The sequence below is a fragment of the Vibrio sp. Hal054 genome (assembly GCF_037162405.1).
GTDB classification, from domain to species: domain Bacteria; phylum Pseudomonadota; class Gammaproteobacteria; order Enterobacterales; family Vibrionaceae; genus Vibrio; species Vibrio diazotrophicus.
The window spans coordinates 3,151,031-3,165,506 of sequence record NZ_JARLUT010000001.1 but is presented as its reverse complement, the minus strand read 5'-3'; the positions used below and the strand labels follow the sequence as shown (position 1 = coordinate 3,165,506).

At 45.6% G+C, this 14,476-nt stretch carries 14 protein-coding genes; 9 read left to right on the top strand and 5 right to left on the bottom strand.

Annotation, left to right across the window (positions count from 1 at the left end):
• Nucleotides 1-2 precede the first annotated feature (2 nt).
• Nucleotides 3-491, top strand: a complete 489-nt coding sequence (locus P4S58_RS14770; protein ID WP_042487966.1) for a DUF2489 domain-containing protein — start codon at nucleotides 3-5, stop codon at nucleotides 489-491.
• Nucleotides 492-644: 153 nt separating this feature from the next.
• Nucleotides 645-2,033: an oxygen-independent coproporphyrinogen III oxidase gene (gene hemN / locus P4S58_RS14765; protein WP_042487969.1), complete on the top strand. Its 1,389-nt coding sequence runs from the start codon at nucleotides 645-647 to the stop codon at nucleotides 2,031-2,033.
• Nucleotides 2,034-2,110: 77 nt separating this feature from the next.
• Here hemN and P4S58_RS14760 read toward each other — a convergent pair whose 3' ends face one another.
• From P4S58_RS14760 to hemC, 4 genes are read right to left on the bottom strand one after another with little or no spacing between them, the layout of a single operon-like run.
• Nucleotides 2,111-3,292: a heme biosynthesis protein HemY gene (locus P4S58_RS14760; RefSeq protein WP_102963008.1), complete on the bottom strand. Its 1,182-nt coding sequence runs from the start codon at nucleotides 3,290-3,292 to the stop codon at nucleotides 2,111-2,113.
• Nucleotides 3,289-4,578 carry a uroporphyrinogen-III C-methyltransferase gene (locus P4S58_RS14755; protein ID WP_102963007.1) on the bottom strand — a complete coding sequence of 430 codons (1,290 nt, stop codon included), beginning with the start codon at nucleotides 4,576-4,578 and terminating at the stop codon, nucleotides 3,289-3,291. The genes P4S58_RS14760 and P4S58_RS14755 overlap by 4 nt, the downstream gene beginning before the upstream one ends.
• Before the next feature lie 18 nt (nucleotides 4,579-4,596).
• On the bottom strand, nucleotides 4,597-5,328 hold the full coding sequence (locus P4S58_RS14750) for a uroporphyrinogen-III synthase (RefSeq protein WP_102963006.1): 732 nt from the start codon (nucleotides 5,326-5,328) through the stop codon (nucleotides 4,597-4,599).
• A 39-nt stretch (nucleotides 5,329-5,367) separates the two neighbouring features.
• Nucleotides 5,368-6,306: a hydroxymethylbilane synthase gene (gene hemC / locus P4S58_RS14745; RefSeq protein WP_102963005.1), complete on the bottom strand. Its 939-nt coding sequence runs from the start codon at nucleotides 6,304-6,306 to the stop codon at nucleotides 5,368-5,370.
• Nucleotides 6,307-6,685: 379 nt separating this feature from the next.
• Here hemC and P4S58_RS14740 point away from each other — a divergent pair, with 379 nt between their 5' ends.
• Nucleotides 6,686-9,214, top strand: a complete 2,529-nt coding sequence (locus tag P4S58_RS14740; protein ID WP_102963004.1) for a class I adenylate cyclase — start codon at nucleotides 6,686-6,688, stop codon at nucleotides 9,212-9,214.
• A 113-nt stretch (nucleotides 9,215-9,327) separates the two neighbouring features.
• Here the strand turns inward: P4S58_RS14740 and cyaY are convergent, their stop codons facing one another.
• Entirely contained in the window at nucleotides 9,328-9,642 is a 315-nt protein-coding gene (cyaY, locus tag P4S58_RS14735; protein ID WP_042487987.1) for an iron donor protein CyaY, read from the bottom strand.
• Between the two features lie 75 nt (nucleotides 9,643-9,717).
• Here cyaY and lptM point away from each other — a divergent pair, with 75 nt between their 5' ends.
• The 6 genes from lptM to yigB all read left to right on the top strand — a co-directional run bounded on the left by lptM (nucleotide 9,718) and on the right by yigB (nucleotide 14,417).
• Complete coding sequence (lptM, locus tag P4S58_RS23715) at nucleotides 9,718-9,834, top strand: LPS translocon maturation chaperone LptM (RefSeq protein WP_414628718.1); 117 nt, start codon at nucleotides 9,718-9,720, stop codon at nucleotides 9,832-9,834.
• Nucleotides 9,835-9,875: 41 nt separating this feature from the next.
• Nucleotides 9,876-11,129 carry a diaminopimelate decarboxylase gene (gene lysA, locus P4S58_RS14725; RefSeq protein WP_042487990.1) on the top strand — a complete coding sequence of 418 codons (1,254 nt, stop codon included), beginning with the start codon at nucleotides 9,876-9,878 and terminating at the stop codon, nucleotides 11,127-11,129.
• Nucleotides 11,130-11,140: 11 nt separating this feature from the next.
• Nucleotides 11,141-11,971, top strand: coding sequence for a diaminopimelate epimerase (gene dapF, locus P4S58_RS14720; protein WP_042487992.1), 831 nt, complete (start codon nucleotides 11,141-11,143; stop codon nucleotides 11,969-11,971).
• Nucleotides 11,972-12,046: 75 nt separating this feature from the next.
• Nucleotides 12,047-12,784 (top strand): DUF484 family protein, encoded by a 738-nt coding sequence (locus P4S58_RS14715; RefSeq protein WP_042487995.1) that lies wholly within the window; start codon nucleotides 12,047-12,049, stop codon nucleotides 12,782-12,784.
• Nucleotides 12,753-13,694: a tyrosine recombinase XerC gene (gene xerC / locus P4S58_RS14710; RefSeq protein WP_102963003.1), complete on the top strand. Its 942-nt coding sequence runs from the start codon at nucleotides 12,753-12,755 to the stop codon at nucleotides 13,692-13,694. The genes P4S58_RS14715 and xerC overlap by 32 nt, the downstream gene beginning before the upstream one ends.
• A gap of 3 nt (nucleotides 13,695-13,697) precedes the next feature.
• Entirely contained in the window at nucleotides 13,698-14,417 is a 720-nt protein-coding gene (gene yigB, locus P4S58_RS14705; protein ID WP_102963002.1) for a 5-amino-6-(5-phospho-D-ribitylamino)uracil phosphatase YigB, read from the top strand.
• Nucleotides 14,418-14,476: the final 59 nt, after the last annotated feature.

The following is a 14,476-nucleotide window of genomic DNA, read 5'->3' as shown; positions in this document are numbered from 1 at the left end:
CAATGAACGTAACCCTATTAGTAATAGTTGGCGCTGCGATCATTGTTGGTCTGGCATCTTATGCTGGCTACCTTCTGCTGCAACTGAAAAAGCAAAAAGTGTTGCAGCAGCAACATCAGTCTCTGGCTATTGAAAAGCGCAATGCGAACATTTTCGAAAGTGTGAATGTATTGTGCATGGCAGGTATTCAGGGACAATGTGACCTTTCTGAGATAAGTATTCGCGTTTACTGCATCATGGATTATGTGCAAGGCGAAGAACGCGTCGATTTCGAAGCTGAATACCCTGCGATCTCTGAGCTGTATCATATTGTTAAAGATATGCCTCGTGGCGAAGCTCGTCAGGGAATGGCGAAACAAGAGCGCATGAAACAAAATCTCACTCGTCAGAAGGCTGAAGGCCGCTTGAATGACGCCATCATTGAAGAACTGCACGCGTTGAAAAAACGTGTTCAGCCACTGAATAATCAAATTGCCATTCAAATGGTGTGATAAATCGTTCATCTGCTAGTAAGTGATCGCGCTAGCAGATTCGAACATTTTGTCGCTAAATTTAATTTTGCTGCCCGCCGCTTTTCTTGTCGTGTGGCAAAATACACCTATTGATACTAGGTCAAAAGACCCTAAATAACGGAAAGAGTCACTATGTCGTCGCAAGTCGTACCGAGCCAGCAGATCGTTTGGGATCAGGCTGTTTTAGACAAGTACAACTACTCTGGGCCTCGCTACACGTCTTATCCTACTGCGGTAGAGTTTCATGAAGCTTTTACCATTGCAGATTACGATAGGGCATGTGCACAGTACCCAGAGCGACCGCTGTCGCTTTACGTTCATATCCCATTTTGTCACAAGCTTTGCTACTACTGTGGTTGTAACAAAGTAATTACTCGCCATTCGCACAAAGCGGATGAGTATCTGGACATTCTGACTCACGAAATTCAGCAACGCGCTTCATTACTGCAAGGTCGTCGCGTCACTCAGTTGCACTTTGGTGGCGGTACTCCGACTTTCTTGAGCAATAAACAAATAACACGCCTGATGACGCTACTGCGTAGCGAATTCTTCTTTGAAGATGACGCGGAAATCAGTATTGAAGTCGATCCGCGTGAAATTGAATTGAGTGTTCTTGACCACTTGAGAAGTGAAGGCTTTAACCGTCTGAGTATCGGTGTTCAAGATTTCAATAAAGAAGTTCAGGCGCTCGTTAACCGTGAGCAAGACGAAGAGTTCATCGTACAGCTTGTTGAGCGCGCTAAGCAGTTAGGTTTCCGTTCTACCAACCTAGATTTGATTTACGGCTTGCCTAAGCAAACATTAGAGACGTTTAGTCAGACACTCGAAAAAGTTCTGGAGATGAAACCGGGCCGTTTGTCAGTGTTTAACTATGCACACATGCCTCAGTTATTTGCTGCTCAACGTAAAATCAAAGATGCGGATTTGCCGTCAGCCGATGAAAAGATGGCGATTCTTCAGCACTCGATTTCAACTTTAACCGAAGCGGGCTACCAGTTCATCGGTATGGACCATTTCGCATTGCCGGATGATGAACTGGCGATTGCTCAGCGTAATGGTGTTTTGCATCGTAACTTTCAGGGTTATACCACCCAAGGTGAATGTGATTTGGTTGGTTTTGGTGTGTCAGCTATCTCAATGATTGGTGACGCTTACGCGCAAAATCAAAAAGAGCTGAAAAAGTACTACGAGCAAGTGAATGAGATGCGCCACGCCTTGTGGAAAGGTGTGAGTTTAGATAGTGATGACTTGCTACGTCGTGAAGTAATTAAGCAGCTGATTTGTAACTTCAAACTGGATAAGCGAATTATTGAGCAGCAGTTTGGTGTTCGATTCCACCAATACTTTAAGCATGATTTAGCGTTGCTTCAGACCTTCATTGATGACCAACTGGTTGTGGTGGATGATCAGTATATTGAAGTTACACTTCGTGGTCGTTTGTTGATTCGTAATATCTGTATGTGTTTTGACAAGTATCTGCGTCAACGTGCTCGTCAGCAGCAATTCTCACGCGTGATTTAGTGAACAGATAAATCGACGAACAGAGAACAAAATAAAAGCCAGCTTAGTTGCTGGCTTTTTGCTTTTTAGAACACGCTTTAGTTTGTTTCTAACAGGCTTAGCGCTTTACGAGTAACATCGTGAGCAGCATGAGTCATGTTCTGCTGTTGCAAAGCATCGGCTAAATAAGCGTAATCGGAAACACTAGAGCGGAGCGATAAGGCTTTTTCCAGATGTTCCTGTGCCAGTTTCCATTCCTGTTCGCGGAAATAGAGTTGTCCTAGAGCACTATGAGCTTCCGCATTGCTGTCGTTTTTCTTCACAGCATCTTTCAACATAACAATCGCAGGATAGCGGTCACTAATATTGAGTTCAGGGATCAAAGCATAAAGCTCAGGTGTTGCCTGCTTCTTCAGATTCTCTTTGATTAAGGTGAATGCTTCATTGTCAGCTTTGCGCTTAATCAGTTGTTGAATCAAGGCATTAACTAATACTGGTTCTGCCTTTAGTTTTCGCGCTAAACCGTTCCAGTGTGCAAGCAGGCCTTCTGTACCTTTCTGGCTGGCAATCGATTCTAGAGCGCCGCACTGAGCCGTTAATGTAAGTTTTTCTGCTTCTTGTTCTGTTAGGCGTTTTGCTTTCACTAGTTTAGGCAGAAGTTCGAGCAGAGGAGCCCACTCTTTTTGCTGAAGGTAAGCTTGCTTCAACAAGTTCAAGATGATGGTGTTATTCGGATGCTGATGTTGCAAAGTCGTCAGTGTTTGCGTTGCTTTGTCGTAATCACCATCGCTGATTTGTTGCTTCGCTCTGGTCAGCTCGACGGCTAAGGTCGCATTTTCTTGTTTTGCCGCCATCTCTAGGTATCGGTCGCGTTTTTCGCGGTCACCCATGCCATTTGCCGCTTCAGAAGCGACAAGATAACAGAGCAGAGGCATATCGTGGTGGCTTGCCCAGCGTGTTACTTTTTTCTCTGCCTGTTTCCAGTCACCTTCGAGTAACTTGATGATACCTTGGTTGGTATAACGACGAGAGCGGCGCTGCTTACGGATACTGAACCAGTTCCAGGTTGTGAAGCTCATGTAGAAGAATTTCTTCACAACAAACTCAAGCGCGAACAGCACAGCCAGAGCGCCGATAACAAAGATAACCAGAGTTGTAACGCTCATCTCAATGGTTTTATTGGCAATTGAGATGAGAACATAACCCTGTTGCCCTGCGTATTGAGTGCCGACGAACAGTCCCGCACCAAGGACAACGAAAAGAAAGATTAAACGAATCATTCTTTGTCCTCCTTAATCACCGAAGTCACTTCGCGGCGTAAGCGCTCACTAATTACATCAGACAACTGTTTTTGCGTTTCCAGTTTTACCGGGTAATCAACCTGAACCTTTTGTTCAGCTAGTTTAGCCAGTGTCGATTGGAAGGTTTGTACGGTATTGTCATTTTGATTAAAAAATGACGTTGACCACTCTTGAGCCGTTTTTAGTGAAGTGGTGTAGATCTCTTGCTGTTCCACATAAACAGACTTAATTGCGGTTTCCAGCTTCGCCTTCACGTTTTCTTTCAGGTAGAAATGTTGCTCAGGAGAGAGTAGTGGAATCACATTGCCATCACGAGTGCGGAAAGTGATGAAGTTTTCTGCGAAGTCCTTCAGTGAGGTCATCAAGTTGTCTTGCCAGTTATTGATGTCATCGGAGACGACTTGTTGTGTCTCTTGTGGTGCGTCAGGCAAGATAGCGTTTGCCAGAGGTAAGGCATCGACTTGTTGTTGCAGGCTAATCAGACGAAGAACCAGACCATCACGATCAATCAGGGGAACGGATTTTAGTTTGGTAATGTCATTCGCCATTGCTTTACGCAGTGGCGTTAAACTTGGGTCATTCAATGAAGCAATACGCTGATCGGCACTTTCCATCAACTGGGTTGCACTTTCCACATCGTGCTCAAGGAACAGCTTACGTCCGGCCAGTTTTACTAGATAATCAGCTTCTGCCAATAGCCAATCATTCGGGCGACGACCTTTGACGTCAGCCATGGCTAGCTGCAAGCTTTGGATACTTTTTTGCTGCTGTTCAAGCACGGTTTCTGCGCGATGAGTAATTTCAGTCGCTTTGGCTGCTGCTTGTTGGGTCACTTCTGCAAGCTGAGAATCAACGGCGCTGCGAGTTTGATTTAACTCGGAACGCAGTGCTGCAATTTGTGCTTCGTACTGCGTTTGTTGTTGCTGCATCTGAATTGCAAGACCACCGCCTAGCAGCGCGGCAAGAACAATGGCAACGGTTGCCAGTTTTGTTCCTTTCTTGCTTTGCTTGTCTAACTTATTCATTTGCTCAGCATTGGATTTTACGTTGTCTTTTGCTGGCTTAGGCTCTGTTGGTTTGATCTCTGGAGAAGCTTCTTGAGTTGGTGCGGTTTCCGCTTTTGATTGTGCTTCTTTTGAGTCCGTATTTGACGAAGTAGAGTCTGACGAAGTTGAGTCAGACGAAGTCTCAGTTGGAGCAGCAGTAGAAAGTGTTTCTTGGTTTTTTTCCGGTTCTGATTGCGGATTATCTTTTTTACTTGTCATTGCTGAGAGTCCTGTTTGTTATGGCTGGAGAGCGGCCACTAAATCTTGGTTCGCTGCACTGCGAGTAACAACGATGTGTTCAAATCCCATTGTTCTTGCATCATTGGCGATACGTTCGCTTGGTACCAATAGCTTCAACTGATGAGCCCACGACGCCATTGAAGGGTTATCTAGTTGAGACATAAAAAAAGCCAATTGATGACCACTGGTAATAATTAGGGTATCAACGTTTTGCTGTTGCCATTGCTTGCAATAAGCACTGGCGTCAAAAGGCAAATCTTTACGTTGATACACTTCTTTGTAGGCCACCAAAGCGCCTCGTTCACTCAGTGTTTCATGTATCAGTTCACGTCCGCCGTTTCCGCGCAAAATAATAATTTTCTGCCCAGAGACTGATTGTAGTTCTGCCAGTTCAAGCAGATGCTCACTATCACTGACGTGAGGGTAGTTTACTGATTGTCCGGTGACTTTGCTTAAAAGGTGTGCTGTTTTTTGACCAACGGCAAGGTATCTTGTTGATGTTGCCCAATTTGATTGCTGTTGTCTCAAATGTTGGTCACTAAAATCAACAGCGTGCTGACTGACCGCAATGATGGTATCACATTGCTTTATATCGGGAAGAAGGTGAGGCAGGTCGGTACCTGCCTCGATAGTCATTAGAGGATGGTGTAGGGCGGTGAGACCCACATTTTCGAGTTGTTGGCACAACTCTATGCCTTGCGCCTCGGGGCGCGTTACCAATACCGCCATCAGTTACTTAGCCACCATCTATTATTCTGCTGTCAGAGTTTATTCGTGTTCAGCGTAAAGCTTAGTGAGGATCTCTTTGGCACCTTGATCGAGAAGTTGGTGAGCAAGTTCGATACCTAAACTTTCGGCATCTTGGCGAGCGCCTCGGATTTCACCGCGAACAATGGTTGTGCCATCCGGCTCACCGACTAAAGCGCGCAGCCAAAGTTCATCACCCTCAAGAAGAGCATAGCTGCCGATAGGTACCTGACAGCCACCTTCCAATGTCAGGTTCATTGCGCGCTCACACTTCACACGGTCAGCTGTATCAAGGTGGTTAAGCGGTGCCAGCAGTTTTAGCAGACGCTCATCATTCAGACGACATTCAATACCTACAGCACCTTGTCCAACCGCTGGAAGGGATTGTTCTGGTTCAATAAAGCTGCGGATTCTCTCTTCCAGCTCAAGGCGTTTTAAACCTGCGGCTGCAAGAATGATTGCATCGTATTCACCAGCATCTAGCTTACCTAAGCGCGTTCCGACGTTGCCACGAAGCTCTTTGATGATTAAGTCAGGGCGAGCTTCTTTTAGCTGACATTGACGACGTAAGCTACAAGTACCAACCACCGCACCTTGTGGTAATTCATCGATAGAAGCGTAAGTGTTTGACACAAAAGCGTCGCGAGGGTCTTCTCGTTCGCAAATAGTCACTAAGCCAAGGCCTTCAGGAAAATCGACAGGAACATCTTTCATTGAATGCACCGCTAAATCTGCGCGATCTTCCAACATGGCAACTTCCAATTCTTTTACGAATAGACCTTTGCCGCCCACTTTTGCTAGTGGTGTGTCTAGAATAATGTCGCCTTTCGTTACCATGGTTACCAATTCAACTTCGAGACCCGGATGGGCAGCTTGTAGAGCATCTTTTACATAGTGAGCCTGCCATAAAGCCAGTGGGCTTTGACGAGTCGCGATTCGAATAGGTGTTGTCTGTGTCATGGTAATCCTGATAAAAATATAAGTTTGAAGGCAATTGACCTAGAAGATTTACAGGTTCCTAGTCTACCACTGGAAAAAATAAAGTTTCACTACTAGTTCTTTGTCTTGTGCTTGTGGTGTTTTATTACGAAAAAAGGAGGAGTAAGTGTGACGAGTGACACTCTATATTGACGGTTCTTATTATTTACTTACGGTGGATAGTTACAACGCTTATTTGACGGGCTTTCAAGCCATCTTATTCAATAATACTTTAGTGTGACATAGTACCAAGAACGCTTTACCAGTGCTGATTAAAGTGTTAAATTGATCACGTTTTAATGGCGCTTTAGTGTGAAATGCAACCAAAGTGCGCATTTTTGTTTCAACCAAGGACCATACCTTGCAGGCTTACACACATACGTTAATCCAGAGATTAGACAAGTTAAACCGGCAACGCATTCAGCGTGCGCTGGCTCTTATGGATTTGCAAAGTCAGCGAGTATTCCACCTGATCCCCGCTTTATTTCACTACAATCATCCGCTTATTCCAGGTTATTTCAGTAACGAAGTTCCATATGGCATTCAATGTTTTGAACTTAATGATGTTCAGCAACAGTTTGTTAGTGACGCGGAATTAACGCTAAACCAACCTTTGAAAACAACAGAACACACAGAAATTTTGGGTCTGTATACCATGGGCAGTACATCGTCTATTGGTCAAAGCACGTCTAGTGATTTGGATATTTGGGTATGTGTTAGCTCTTTGATGGGTTGTGAAGCGCGTGAACGTTTAACCAATAAGTGTTTATTGATCACGGATTGGGCTAAGAGCCAAGGTGTAGAAGCAAACTTCTTCTTGATGGATGAGCAACGATTCCGCTCTAAACAATCAGACGCGATGACGGGCGAAAACTGTGGCTCGTCACAACACATGCTGTTACTGGATGAGTTTTATCGCTCGGCAGTACGTTTAGCTGGTAAGCGTCTTTTGTGGCAAATTGTGCCGCCAGAGATGGAAGAGTGCTACGACGAATACGTCACTCAGCTGTGTTCAAAATCCTATATCGACTGCTCAGAATGGATTGACTTCGGTCAGCTTAACCATATCCCTGCAGAAGAGTACTTTGGTGCGAACTTATGGCAGCTGTATAAGAGTATCGACTCACCGTACAAATCGGTTATGAAGGCGATACTCCTAGAGGCTTATTCGTGGGAGTACCCACAAACTCAGTTATTGAGTGTCGACAGCAAGCGTCGTTTCTTTGCTCATGATCCTGACCTCTATAGTATGGACTCATACTATCTGATGCTGGAAAAAGTGACGCGTTATCTGGAACGAATTGGTGACAATACACGCTTAGACTTGGTGCGCCGCTGTTTCTATCTCAAAACTCATGAAAAGCTGTCTCGTGAGCCGGGTGTCGGTTCTGTTGAGTGGCGTCGTGAGGCTCTTGGTGAATTGACTCAACAATGGGGATGGTCTCGCTCTGTGATTGAAGAGCTGGATAACCGCCGCCATTGGAAGGTTGAGCAAGTGAAAGTGGTTCACCACTCACTACTTGACGCATTGATGCTTAGCTATCGTAACCTGATTCAGTTTGCGCGCCGTAATGACATTACATCGGCAATTAGCCCACAAGATATTTCGATTCTGGCGCGTAAGTTATACGCGGCTTTTGAAGTTCTGCCGGGCAAAGTTACCTTGCTAAACCCACAGATTTCTCCTGACCTGCATGAGCCAGACTTAACCTTCATCGAGGTGAGTAAAGGCCGAACTAACAAAGCAGGCTGGTATCTTTATAAGCAACCAATCGAAGCGCACCGCATCATTGGTCAGCCTTACCTAGAGCACAACGAATACCTCAGTAAGCTCGTCGCTTGGTCATTCTTTAACGGCATGATCACCGAATCGACGCGTTTGCACTCTGTGGTTCGCGGCGCTCATCTGGATATTGATAAGTTCTACCAGATGGTGAGTGATTTGCGGAATACCTTCTCGCTGCGTAAACGTCGCCCAACGATGCAAGCATTGGCGAGCCCGTGTGAAATTAGCCAGTTGGCGATGTTCATCAACTTTGAAAATGACCCTACTGCGGATTTAAGCGGTAAGTCTTTGAAAGTTGACTTGAAGAACGCGGATATTTTCAGCTTTGGTGCAGAACAGAAATGTTTAGTCGGCAGTGTCGATTTGGTGTACCGAAATTCATGGCAAGAAGTGCGTACCCTACACTTTAAGGGTGAAACCGCTATGATGGATGCCCTTAAAACGGTACTCGGTAAAATGCACCAAGACGCTTTGCCACCAGAATCGGTGGATGTGTTCTGCTACAGCAAGAACTTACGTGGCGTGATGCGTAATCTGGTCTATCAGCTACTGGCTGAATGTATCGATTTACGTTTGAAACCAGTTGAGCAAGAGAAGCGCCGTCGTTTCAAAGCGTTGCGTATTGGCGACCAGATGTACGGTCTGTTCTTTGAACGTCGAGGTGTGTCGGTACAAAAACTTGAGAACTCGGTGGATTTCTACCGCAGCATTTCATCCAACAAGCTGAAAGGCTCACCGTTGTTGATGCTTGACCGTGATGAAGATTATCAACTGCCTGATGTGGTTGATGGATTTGCCAGCGAAGGTTTGGTGCAGTTCTTTTTTGAAGATACAGAGAAGGGCTTCAATATTTACGTATTAGATGAAAACAACCGCGTAGAACTCTATCACCAGTTCAACGGTGAGAAAGATGAGATGATCGCCAGCGTGAACTCATTCTACACATCGGTTCGTGATGATAATGAATTGGCCTCTCAACTGATCAACTTCAATTTGCCTCAGTATTACCAGATTGTTCATCCGGTAGAAGGCGAAACATACGTTGTGCCTTATCGTAACGACTCATCGCTTTATTCCCGACCATCGAAAGCGGTCAACGGGTAACGGTAGTCATCTTCAGATGAACATAATCAGAATCAAAGTAAAAAAGAGCACCTAGGTGCTCTTTTTGCTCATTGTCCTTTGAAGAGGGAACATTTCACGTAAGGCGCAGGGTTTTATTCCCAGTCAATCTCTTCGCCAGCGTGTTTTTCACACTCTTGCTTAACCATACTGATAAGCTCAACACCCGTTTTAGAGCAGATCCATTGTTCGTCTTGCCACTGGAAGTGGAAACCGCCTGATTTAGATGCCAGCCAGATCTCTTTCATCGGCTCTTGGCGGTTGATTATGATTTGGCTGCGGTCGTCAAACTCTAACGTCATCACGTTACCCGTCGTTTCATAATCGATATCGGCACCCGAATCATCAATGGCTTGTTCGATGATTTGCATCTGGCTATCGACCAGTTGATGAAATTCAGTCTCGTTCATCCTATCTGTCCTATTGCTTTTCCTGATTGTGGTGCGATTATAGGGGGCATTGAATCAATAATCACGATATGCAAAATGAAAAAGTCCATTACAGCACTATTTCTTTTGTCTGCACTTGCATTAGCAGGGTGCGGGCAAACAGGGCCACTCTATATGCCAGACGACGCTCAAAACAGTGAGCAGAGCAAATAACGCTCTAGTAAATAACGAATGAAAAAATAAGGGAAAGAATTTTGGATTACTTCAATTATCAGGATGATGGCCAGCTTTGGGCGGAAAACGTCGCTTTAACGCAACTTGCGGAGCAGTTTGGCACTCCTTTATACGTATATTCTCGCGCAACATTAGAACGTCACTGGCATGCGTTTGATAAATCTGTAGCAGATCATCCGCACCTTGTGTGTTATGCGGTGAAAGCAAACTCAAACATTGGTGTCTTGAACACATTAGCTCGTTTAGGCTCTGGCTTCGATATCGTTTCGGGCGGTGAACTTGAACGTGTTATCGCTGCTGGTGGTGATCCGGCTAAAGTGGTGTTCTCTGGTGTGGGTAAAACCGAAGCAGAGATGAAGCGTGCTTTGGAGCTGAAGATTAAATGCTTCAACGTAGAGTCAGAGCCAGAATTGGAACGTTTGAACAAAGTCGCGGGCGAGCTTGGTGTGAAAGCGCCGATTTCACTGCGTATTAACCCTGATGTGGATGCTAAAACTCACCCTTACATTTCGACAGGTTTGCGCGATAACAAATTTGGTATCGCTTTTGACCGCGCACCACACGCTTACCGTCTAGCTCAAAGCTTAGAGAATCTATCGGTATGCGGTATTGACTGTCACATCGGTTCTCAGCTTACAGCGATTGAACCTTTCATTGATGCAACAGATCGTCTGCTGGCGTTAATTGATGAATTAACCGCTTCTGGCATCAAGATTAAGCACCTTGATGTGGGTGGTGGCTTAGGTGTTATCTATCGCGATGAACTACCTCCGCAACCTTCTGACTATGCGAAAGCACTGCTTGCTCGTTTGCAGAACCATCAAGACCTTGAGCTGATTTTTGAGCCGGGACGTGCGATTGCGGCTAACGCGGGTGTGTTGTTAACCAAAGTCGAATTCCTGAAACACACTGAACACAAGAACTTCGCCATTATTGATGCGGCAATGAACGATTTGATTCGTCCTGCGCTTTACCAAGCTTGGCAAGACATCATTCCGCTGGTTCCTCGTGAAGGTGAGCCAACAACTTACGATTTAGTTGGCCCAGTTTGTGAAACTGGCGACTTCCTAGGTAAAGACCGTTCTTTGGTATTGGAAGCGGGTGATCTTCTGGCAGTGCGTTCTGCGGGGGCTTATGGCTTTACCATGTCATCAAACTACAACACTCGTGCCCGAGCGGCGGAAGTGATGGTTGATGGCGATAAGGTTCACCTTGTGCGTAAGCGTGAAGAATTAAGTAGCCTATGGGCTCTAGAAAATATTTTGCCGGAGTAAAGTGACCTATTATGCACTTCCACTTTTCTAAAATGCATGGTTTGGGTAATGACTTCATGGTTGTGGATTGCATTACTCAGAACACCTATTTTTCTCCAGACTTGATCCGCCGTTTGGCGGATCGTCATACTGGTGTGGGGTTTGACCAACTGTTAGTGGTTGAAGCCCCTTATGATCCGGAAACGGATTTTCACTACCGCATTTTTAATGCTGATGGCAGTGAAGTAGAACAGTGTGGGAACGGTGCCCGTTGCTTCGCTCGCTTTGTGCGTATGAAAGGTTTAACCAATAAGTACAGCATCAGCGTCAGCACCAAAAAGGGCAAGATGATCCTAAATGTCGGTGATGGCGATGATATCACTGTCAATATGGGTGTTCCTGAGTTCGAACCAAGCAAAATTCCTTTCCGCGCCAAGCAGATGGAAAAGACTTACATCATGCGCGTTGAAGACCAGACCCTGTTTTGCGGCGCTGTCAGCATGGGTAACCCACACGTGGTCACTGTTGTTGATGATATCGACACAGCAGCAGTGGAAACGTTAGGTCCATTACTTGAGTCCCATGAGCGTTTTCCTGAACGAGTCAATGCTGGATTCATGCAAGTGGTTAGCCGTGATGAAGTGAAGCTTCGTGTTTATGAGCGAGGCGCAGGAGAAACTCAAGCGTGCGGAAGTGGCGCGTGTGCGGCAGTCGCTGTGGGTATTCTGCAAGGTTTGCTGGATGACGAAGTGGTTGTTCATCTACCGGGCGGCCGTTTAGAAATCGAGTGGAAAGGTTTAGGCTATCCGTTATACATGACAGGTCCTGCGACTCACGTCTATGACGGTCAGGTTTCCTGCTAATCTCATTTTCCCTTGTGGCTGCATTGAAGAAGCCACTGAGTTAAGGGATGAATTGTTGTTAAGGAATACATCGTTTTGTCACAACTGGAAGCAGATGCTCTGACAGCAGAAGTGGTTGCTGAGTATCTAAAAGATAACCCAGACTTTTTTAAGCACCGCCCAGAGTTGGTGGACCGCTTATCTTTACCGAGCCAGCAGTCTGGCTCGGTTTCTTTAGTTCACGTTCAAATGGCTCGTCAGCGTCAGCGAATTGAAGATTTAGAAGAAGAAATTACTTCTTTGATGTCTTTAGCTGCGAGTAATGATCGTACTTTTCATGAGTTCATGGATCTGCAAGAACAGATATTAAAATGTGAATGCTTTGCCGACGTCTGTGCCATGATTGAAGAGAAGGCGCGTACATTGAACCTGATTGGTTATGTACGTTTGCTGAACAATCAAGATACTAAGTACAGCTTATCCAAAGAGCAGTGGAGCCGTTTTTCGACCAATCATTTTAATGGCAAAAGCGCTTACCTTGGCCGCCTGAGAAAAGCTGATCGCCATCTGCTGTTTGGTGAACAGTTATTTGGTGGAAAATTGGTCGGTGAAGAACGATTTGCACCCGAAATGGGCTCTTACGTGATTTTGCCGTTAGTTAAACGTAACCCGTTGGGGATATTGGCGTTTGCTAGTGAAGACGGCGGTCACTTCCAACCTTCTATGGATACTCTGTTCTTGCGCCATCTTGCTTTAGTCGTTTCTCATTTAATCGACACCTTACCTTGGCAGCAGGAGTCCCATGAGCGAATCAACACCTCATTTGTCAACTAACTTTGCTGAGCCTCTAGAACGCTTTTACGAGTACTTACGCAGTGAGAAAGGCCTGAGTCTTTATACGCAGCGAAACTATAAGCAGCAGTTAGAGAGCATGGGTTTGTATCTCATGTCTGTCGGCGTCGACGGTTGGATAAATGTTGATGCCGGTTGGGTGCGTCAGCTTGCCAGTAAAGGTATGCGTTCGGGAATGAAAGAGAGCAGCATCGCCACTCGTCTTTCTTCACTGCGTAGTTTCTTTGATTTTCTGATATTGCGTGGCGAAATGAATGCCAATCCCGCCAAAGGGGTGTCTGCGCCAAGGAAAAAGCGTCCTTTGCCGAAAAACCTTGATGTGGATGAAATGGCGCAGTTGCTCGAAGTGAATGAAGATGACCCTCTGTCTATTCGTGATCGCGCCATTATGGAGTTGATGTATGGTTCTGGCTTGCGCTTGGCTGAGCTGGTATCGATTAATGTCAAAGACGTTAACTTCAGCGCTGGTGAAATACGTGTTGTCGGTAAAGGGAACAAAGAACGTGTCGCTCCTTTTTCTGGAATGGCGAAAGAGTGGCTGAACAACTGGTTGAAAATTCGTGGGCAGCTAGCAAACGCAGATGAAGACGGGTTATTTGTCTCTAAGCTGGGTAGCCGAATCTCTCACCGAAGTGTGCAAAAACGTATGGCCGAGTGGGGACAGAAACAAGCGGTTCCTAGTCATATTAGCCCTCACAAATTGCGTCACTCGTTTGCCACACACGTACTGGAATCAAGTAATAACCTTAGGGCTGTGCAAGAGTTGCTCGGGCACGAGAATATCTCGACAACCCAAATCTACACTCACTTGGATTTCCAACATTTAGCTCAGGTTTACGACCAAGCCCATCCAAGAGCTCATAAGCGCAAGCAAAACAAAGATAAGGAGTGAGTGATGCAAATTTATCGCAGCCTTTCACCCATTCAGGCGATGACATTTGATCTGGATGATACCCTTTATGACAACCGTCCAGTCATTCATCATGTCGAAGAGCAAGTGGCTCTTTGGCTGTTTCAACATCATCCAGTGACGGCGAGCAAACCATTAGTATGGTGGAAGGCACTAAAAGCCAAATTAGCTAAGGATGACCCTTGGTTGCCGCATGATGTGAGCTTGTGGCGTTTTGAGCAAATTCGTCAAGGCTTGATACTGTTAGGTTATTCGGAAACCGATGCGCGTATCGCGGCTACCGATGCGATGCTGGAAGTACATCGGCTGCGAAACTTAGTGGATGTGCCTGATGAGACACACAGAGTCCTTGCCGAACTTGCTGCTAAAATTCCGTTGGTGGCGATTACTAATGGCAATGTTGACCCTGAGAAAATCGGTTTAGCCCAGTATTTTCAGCTGATACTAAGAGCCGGTCCTGACGGACATGCAAAACCGTATCCGGATATGTTTTTACGTGCGCAGGAATTTTTAGGCTTGCCCGCGCAATCCATCTTGCATGTCGGAGATCATCCCGTAAAAGATGTGATGGGGGCTAAGAAGCACGGCTTTCAAGCGTGTTGGTATAATGATCGAGGTCTCACATTACTTGCAACGCGTAAGGCTAAAATCCTTCCAGATCTCGAAATTAATCAAATAGAGCAATTATCACAACTCATAAGATGACATACCTATGCGTCCATGCAGTATAATTATTAACAATAATAACAAAAGATTCATAACGC

Coding starts and splice junctions, on each gene's coding strand:
- hemC (WP_102963005.1), bottom strand. CDS start 6,306: ATGACACAGACAACACCTATTCGAATCGCGACTCGTCAAAGCCCACTG.
- P4S58_RS14760 (WP_102963008.1), bottom strand. CDS start 3,292: ATGATTCGTTTAATCTTTCTTTTCGTTGTCCTTGGTGCGGGACTGTTC.
- xerC (WP_102963003.1), top strand. CDS start 12,753: ATGAGCGAATCAACACCTCATTTGTCAACTAACTTTGCTGAGCCTCTA.
- P4S58_RS14750 (WP_102963006.1), bottom strand. CDS start 5,328: ATGGCGGTATTGGTAACGCGCCCCGAGGCGCAAGGCATAGAGTTGTGC.
- yigB (WP_102963002.1), top strand. CDS start 13,698: ATGCAAATTTATCGCAGCCTTTCACCCATTCAGGCGATGACATTTGAT.
- dapF (WP_042487992.1), top strand. CDS start 11,141: ATGCACTTCCACTTTTCTAAAATGCATGGTTTGGGTAATGACTTCATG.
- hemN (WP_042487969.1), top strand. CDS start 645: ATGTCGTCGCAAGTCGTACCGAGCCAGCAGATCGTTTGGGATCAGGCT.
- cyaY (WP_042487987.1), bottom strand. CDS start 9,642: ATGAACGAGACTGAATTTCATCAACTGGTCGATAGCCAGATGCAAATC.
- lptM (WP_414628718.1), top strand. CDS start 9,718: ATGAAAAAGTCCATTACAGCACTATTTCTTTTGTCTGCACTTGCATTA.
- P4S58_RS14770 (WP_042487966.1), top strand. CDS start 3: ATGAACGTAACCCTATTAGTAATAGTTGGCGCTGCGATCATTGTTGGT.
- P4S58_RS14755 (WP_102963007.1), bottom strand. CDS start 4,578: ATGACAAGTAAAAAAGATAATCCGCAATCAGAACCGGAAAAAAACCAA.